Annotated in this window: 3 protein-coding genes; all 3 read left to right on the plus strand. The window is 51.2% G+C overall.

Features of this window, described 5'->3' with window-relative positions; all coding sequences use genetic code 11:
* A partial coding sequence (locus tag CHH67_RS18700) for a collagen-like protein (RefSeq protein WP_144029280.1) occupies positions 1–285 on the plus strand: 285 nt, incomplete at its 5' end.
* Positions 286–598: 313 nt separating this feature from the next.
* On the plus strand, positions 599–7,039 hold the full coding sequence (locus CHH67_RS18705) for a DUF7601 domain-containing protein (protein WP_095266753.1): 6,441 nt from the start codon (positions 599–601) through the stop codon (positions 7,037–7,039).
* Between the two features lie 19 nt (positions 7,040–7,058).
* A complete protein-coding gene (gene srtB / locus CHH67_RS18710; protein WP_095266754.1) occupies positions 7,059–7,835 on the plus strand; it encodes a class B sortase in 777 nt (258 codons plus the stop codon).
* Positions 7,836–7,898: the final 63 nt, after the last annotated feature.

The raw sequence follows: 7,898 nt of genomic DNA on the forward strand, positions 1-7,898 counted from the left end.
GCACCAGGACTTCCGGGGGGGACACCGGGAGGAGCTCAAATGCCGACAGCTCCCCCGCCGCCATTTGTACCGCAAATGCAGGCTACCCCTTTTGCCGTTGACCCTGGAGCGATCAGAGGTTGCCTGTTCCGCTACACATACGTATGGCTGAACAATGGTGAGCAATTCTGGTTCTTCCCGGTATTCGTCGGGCGCACTTCGGTTGCAGGGTTCAGATGGTTCGGTTTCTTCTGGGCGTACTTCGGCATCGATTTGAATCGGATTCGCTCGTTTACTTGCTTTTAACGCAGATGGCAGAAGGGAACAGCTTACGGGCTGTTCTCTTTTGTTATGCATCTTTCTGTATTTGAGGGAGATCACAAGCGAACCTACTCTTCATGACCTTCGATATATAATTAGTGCTTTAGACCCGCATTAACTTGAGCTTGTAGTCGGGAATTGTCGAGAAATTGTATAGTTCTCAACGGTATAATGGGCGGGGACGCCACCAATATGGCGAATTTTACTAAATTATATTAGATGTGGTGGAGATGGCCAAGGAAAGGAGGCACAGCGACTGGCCTCTGCTCAAAATTTTAGGAGTGAGGAGATTTTCGCATTGAAACCAAAACGCAGTATAGGTAAAGCTACGATATCCTTCTGTCTGGCAGTCCTGCTTCTCTTGCAGACAGTGGTATTTCCTGCTGCTACATATGCGGACGTTGCATCCGGTTCGCCTGACGCGGCTGACTCACTGACGGTACCTGATGCGGTGAACGACGCGCCAGTCGAACCGCCAGCGGTAACTGACGCAGTGTATGATGTCCCGTCCTCTTTTGCGCTAACGGCCATGCCGGGCGACAAGACGGCGGTGTTGGCCAACGCCAATCCGACGTTTAATCTCACGGTGAAGCAGGGTAACCCTGCGGTTGTGATTCCGCTTGGAGGCGAGATTAACGGCCGGGAGGATTTTGTCCTTGAGCTGGATAATATCGCGGTGCCGACTATAGGCGACGATGTCAATGCTCCGCCTGAAAGCGTGATTCAGCAGGGGGATTATGCCATCCTGGATAAGGCGATCTACTTTCCGGATGTGAATTTGACACCTGCAGGCCCTTTAGCCATCAACGAGGGCAACCGGAAAATTGCAACCGTTCAGTTTTTTACCGATTCCATCAGAATTACGTTTGATGGCACAGAGGTATATGGCGGCAGTAGACGCGACGTCAAAATCGGCTTCTCCGCTGCTGCCAAGGCTGCGGACCAGAGTCCGGGCGGCGGCGGCGATACGACCCTTTTCGGAGATGGATACAAGCTCCAAAACTCTGATTTGGTGCCGGAGTACAGCATTGACGTCAAGTCGGCAAGCAACGGTGGTGATAACAGTGAAATCAGCACCGCCCATTTTCAAGAAGGCATCATTACATGGCGGGTGGTAGTGACTGCTACCGACACAGACGATAAGACAATTCCCATGCCGCTGGATGGACTGACCTTCTCTGACCCGCTTGCGGATGTCGGTGTATATGTGCCTGGGTCCTTCAATGTAGATGGAGTTGCGGCAGATCCAATCTATGCTGCTGACCGCACACTTTCATATAAGTTCCCAGATGTATCGACGGTAGATAACGTTAGAAATATGGCGACCATCACCTTCCAAACATGGATTCCCAAGGATAAGTATTACTATGAGAAGAACGGTGCATGGGATTCGTCTGGCTGGACTGCTGTGACCAACAGCGCAAAGCTATTGGGTGACAATGAGACCGATGTGAAGGCTTCATCGAATACGCATCGGGTTGCTGTGCGTCCCAACTGGATTGTGGTGAGCGGCAAGCCTTCCAGAAGCGGCAACGATACCCTTATTACCTGGAATGTTGAGGTAAACAGGGCAATTAGCAATGGCCGGGTGCTCTCCAAAACCGGCTTGCAGAATGTTAAGATAACAGACATCCTGCCTGACGGGACAGAGTTTGAGTCGGCAACTTATAAGAACGGGGATAGTGGTGCAGTTACCCCAATTACCCGCAATGCCGCAGGCGAGTACGATATCGCAGGCGCCATCGGCGGAGATTTGGACGGCCCCCTCTATTTGACCGTTGTAACCAAGGTGTCAGACAGCAGCAAGTCAACCTTTGAATACAAGGCGCGCGCTAACTGGGAATTGGACGTTATGGATGGAGGAGATGCCATTCAGAACAATGATGCGACCGGTTGGACCGCTCCTGCTTCCGTTGTGGACATTTCGAGGGTTACCATCGGGGCACATGCTTTCACGAAAGTAGCCGAAGCAGACTCAAGCCTCGCGTACGCGCTGCACAACGTAGCCGGTGCGAAGTGGAAGATTAGTCTGACACTGCAGTACGATCTGGATAATCCGGTTGTCTATGATTTACTGATTCATGGTGATTCTCTTGCTGTATTGGATCATCTGGATACAAATCCGAATGTATCGCCGGAGACCTTGAATGCAATCAAGAGTCAAATCGACGACAAGCAGCTCTGGCAAAAGTATCGTAACAATTCGCTGACCGTGAGCAATGGGCTGACTGGTGAAGTGATCACCTTGACAGTAAATGGTGAGCCGGTCGCGGATCTTATCAAGGTAACTGGGTTTAAAGGAGAAGTAAGGGGTGATGTTTCATTCGAAACATTCACGACCAATCCGGACAACCTGTTCCGTCAAGATAGTAAAGGTGCGTGGAGCAATCGCGGCTTGCTCTTCGATGGTGACAGTTATCAGGCCAGATCTGATGCTACTGTCAAGAATTGGGTGCGAATGCTGAACAAGGAGATGCTGTATGCGAGTGCAGTTGATGAGAATGGCAATCCGCTAGGGAACATAGCTGCCGATTGGAACCGCAACTACAGCAACTGGAGCGCCAGTGTTTGGACGAGACCGATTGTCGTCAATGACCCGAATTTGTATTTGGACAACAGCCGTGGTGACAATTACGTTCTGGCAGGCTATGACCGCAAAGATAGAACAGTCACCTTCCGACTGGCAGTCAACATGCCGGGCTTCAATACAGAAGAGATGGCTAAAGACGGCGGCGTCCGCATAGCCAGCGACATCAAGCTAGTGGATACATTGCCTGACGGATGGGAATTTGTAGATTATGCTCCCGGCGAAGCATATCGACTTTATAAAGGTAATACAGGTTATCATGGGAACGCTGGCTTGGGAAGACAAAGCGGCGGTGGTTATGGACAATATGCACAAGCAACAGAGATCATTCAGCCGAGCGATCCAAGACACGTGGTGAGCTTCACTAAGAACGGCAATGTAGGTTCTTTCTCCTTCTCCAAGCTGGAGAGTCCTTACGTCATTCTGGTGAAGGCGCGTCCAACCAATGCCGCGCTTGCGACCTATAATCTAGGCAATAATGATGCTGGTAAGAATCAGGCTGTGTTCTCCATGAAATGGGGAGACAAGCTGTATAGTGCCACCGAAGAGCACAGAATTATTGTGCCTATGAAGTCTCTAAGCAAGACGGGACAAAAGCCTGTTGCTGGTGTACAGGAATGGACCGTGAATTACACGCCACCGTTCGAGATGAAGCAAGGTGTCTATTTGCTGGATACCCTTGCCAACGGATTGAAGCTGCGCACAAATCCAGATGGCAGTCTATCTCTCGAACCTTCAGACATTGCTGTTTATCCTGGCAACCTGAAGCCGGATGGCACGCTGGAGCGTGACGGAGGACCGCTGAATCTTGCGGATCCGGATAGTGAGGTGAAGGTCACCGCGGGTACAGACCCAGCAACGGGGGGATCGACGCTCAGGTTTGATTTTGAAAACCCTAACAAGCTCTATCAGATCGTTTACCAGACCGAATCCCAGGGCATGCAGCCTGGAGCGGCCGGGAATTCCATCCGGCTGATGGGTGACGATACCCTTCCGCCGATCGAAGCACAGAGCAGTATTATGCTCGATACGAACGATGTGGCGGGAAGCTCTAATGAGAATGGTCTGCTCTATCTCTTGAAGGTTGGCCCCGACGGCAAAACACCGCTCAGTAAAGTAAAGTTCAGGTTGTTTAATCCTGACGGTACTCCAGCCCAGGCTATAGATGGCAAGCTGCTGGAGGAAAAAGAGACGGGCACGGACGGCAAGACGAATTTCATTATTCAGGTGCCGGGGGACTATGTCCTCAAACAAACGTATATCGATCTCGAAACCTACTTGCCTACGACTACGGAATACCGGGTACGTATCATTGATGCGCCGGGCAAGCCTGTCCTTGTAGACGGCATCAAGGTGGATTCAAACAATCCGCTGATCGTGCCTACACCGGCCCAGGGCAAGCTCACCATCACCAATAAGGTGGAAGGCAACGGCAGCGATCCTGATAAGGATTTCGAGTTCACCGTAACCTTCACCGGCGAAGGTATGGATGGGGAGTACACTTATAAGAAGCCGGATGATACGTATGGCACAATCAAGAGTGGTGACAGAATCACCCTCAAAGATGGGCAATCTGTGGTGCTCCCTGCATTGCCTGCGGGCCTGATCTATACGGTTACAGAGGATGATTATACAACCGTTGATGGTTACACGACGGATCCGGAGACGAGAGAATGGTCCGGTACCATCGTGAATCAAGGTGACCATAAGGCAGACTTCGTTAACAAACGATACGTTCGCAATCTGATCGTCAGCAATACCGTTACAGGGGATGGCGCAGAATTGGATAAGCCGTTCAAGTATACGGTGACCTTTGACGGTACAGGAAAGGGTCAAGAGTACAACTACGAGCATTCAGACGGTACGACCGGCACGATCAAGTCCGGTGACACGTTCGAGCTCACGGATGGTGAGACCTTTACAATTCAGGATCTTCCAGAGAATTTGAAGTATACGATCACTCAGGAGGATTACCGGAACGACGGCTACGCGACTACACCTGAATGGTCTAATGAGGGAGTCATGGCGCGCGTCGATCGCCAGGCGGACTTCACCAATGAACGGACCGTGAACAAGCTGACGATCAGCAACATGGTCATGGGCAACGGCGGTGACAAGACGAAGACGTTCGAGTATACCGTCCTCTTTGAGGATACAGGCAAGGATGGAAGCTATACTTACGAGAAATCGGACGGTAGCACGGGCACGATCAAGTCCGGCGAATCCTTCACCCTTACCGATGGAGAGACATTGGAAATTGTGGGTCTGCCTAAGGATCTGAAATACACGGTAACGCAGAAGGACTACACAACGGACGAATACGTGACCCTGCCTAAAGAACGGTATTATACCGGGGTCATGGTGGGCCAAGATGAAATTGCTCCGTTCACGAACGTGCGAGTTATCGAAGGCGGCTTGATCATCAGCAACACAGTTGAAGGTAAAGACAACGACAAGGCCAAGCCGTTCAAGTACACGCTCACCTTCACAGGCGAGGGTGCGGACAAATCCTATGCCTATGAGAAGTCGGATGGCAGCACAGGAACGATCACGAGCGGAGACACCTTCGAGCTTACCGATGATCAGATTTTCGTTATCGAAGGACTCCCGACTTATCTCAAGTACACGGTGACCCAGGATGATTATACGCAGGATGGCTATGTGACTAAGCCTGAAAGCTTCGAACACACAGGCACCATTCCGGAGAAATCAGACGCTGAGGCGCACTTTGTCAACATTCGCCCATATCTGGAAGGCGTACTGCGTGACAACAACACAGGCGAAGTCATTCCGAATGCACCGATCACGATTACGAATCTGAAGACAGGCGAGAAGCAGACGATTCAGACGAATGGGGAGGGTGAATATTCCGTCCCTGCCGAGGCGGACACCGACTACACGATCACGTATACGAAGGTGTATACAGTAGGCGGAAAAGATGTGCCTATCGAGTTCACGCAAAAAGCAAATGTGGACAGCAGTGTGACAGGCGAGACCGTGCCGGCGGATATTACGGCCGTAGGGATCGTTCTGTTCAAGCAGATGGACGGAACAACCGAGCTGTTCAATCCTTCGCTTACCAGTCAGATGCGCATCTACTTGAAGGATAAGGACGGCAATTATATTCAGGAGAACGGTCGCCCTAAGGCGTTCCCGCTGGCTTCGAACGGCACCTTCTCCATAGAAGACGAAGAGCTGAGAGCGCAGCAGTACACGATGGAAGTTCGCTATCTAGCTGACACGGGCGAGGAACTGCTCTTCAAGGTGACGCAGCTGGACGTGAAGGCTAACGGGGAGCTGAATATCTCCGAGGAGTTAGTCGACCCTTACGGTACGGTGTATGATGAAACGACAGGCGATGCCGTCACGGGCAAGAAAATTGAAGGAGCTATCGTTACCCTGTATTATGCGGATACGCAGCGGAATCGAGATAAAGGACGTACTCCGGATACGAAGGTGACACTTCCTCCGGTTCCGAATTTCCCGCCACACGACAACAAGAGTCCAGAGCAGGATAGCGACGCAAATGGCTTCTATGCGTACATGGTCTTCCCTGAAGCAGATTACTATCTGATCGTCACGAAGGACGGATACGAGACGCACAGAAGTGATACGATTTCTGTCGATTATGACATTGTGAGATACGACGTACCAATGAAGCCGATCATTTCCGGCGGCGGACCGGGTCCTGTCAATCCTGCCCCAGAGCCGGAGAATCCAGGTCCTGTTAGCCCGGCCCCAGAGCCAGAGAATCCAGGTCCTGCCGACCCTGCTCCAGAGCCGGAGAACCCAGGTCCTGTCAGCCCTGCTCCAGAGCCAGAGAATCCAGGTCCCGTCAACCCTGCTCCAGAACCGGAGAATCCAGGTCCTGTTCATCCTGACCCTGTCAGCCCGGTTCCGAGCCAGCCTGGCAACATCGATAACGGATCTAACAACAGCGATCAGGTGACGGATCGCGAGGACAACGGCGCTGGTCATGACGGCGATGTAGCGGATAAGGATACGGGCAAAGGAAGTAACGAGCTGGACGATGCTCCGAAAACGGGAGACAACGGCCCATCGCCTATCGTCTACATGGTTCTGGCACTGATGTCCTTATTTACAATTGGATTCTGTTTATTCACAGGTAAGAAGAAGCAGCAAATTCAGTAAACGGAAAGGCGGTAAGAAGATGAGCAAGATTAAAAAAGTTCTTATCGCCGTTTCCTTCCTTGTGCTGGTATTTTCCCTTGTTAAGTTAGCGACAGCGTTCCTGGAGGGTTATGCCGAGCAGGGGAAAATCGATGAGCTGACCCAAATTTGGGAAGAATCGGACAAAGGAGAAGGGGAGGCGCTCCCCTCCCCTTTCATTATGAAAGCGAACGAGCCGGTCATGCTCCCCGAATTTCGAAAGCTCTACGAGAGGAACCCGGACATCGTCGGTTGGCTCAAGATCGACGGCACCCGAATTGAGTACCCGGTCATGCAGAATCTACAAGACGAGCAGTATTATCTCGAGCATGATTTCGATAAGAAGAAGAGCAATGGCGGCCTCCCCTTTTTGGACAAGCACAGCCGGATCCATGGTTCCGACATATTGCTGATTCATGGACATCATATGAAAAATGGCTGGATGTTCAAGGACTTGATGAAGTATAAGAAAGAAAGCTTCTATAAGGAGCATGCCACGTTCCAGTTCAGCACGCTTTACGAACAGGAAGAGTATGAGATTGTCGCCGTTATTCTGTCACAAGTGTATCGCAAATCGGATGATGTATTTAAATACTATCAGATCGAGAAGGTAAATACGCCCGCTGAGTTCGATTCGTATGTTCGGAATATCAAACAGCTTGCTCTTTACGAAACGGGGATCACCCCCCGTTATGGCGACAAGCTCATTGTATTGTCCACCTGCGAGTACTCGACCGAAAACGGTCGGTTGGCGGTGGTCGCTCGAAAGCTTAATTGACGATGTCGACATACAGCGTAGCTGGAATAAATCGCGTTCTCCATTGGAGGGCGCGATTTTATT

It is taken from the genome of Paenibacillus campinasensis (assembly GCF_002272015.1).
Classification (GTDB): domain Bacteria; phylum Bacillota; class Bacilli; order Paenibacillales; family Paenibacillaceae; genus Paenibacillus_AQ; species Paenibacillus_AQ campinasensis.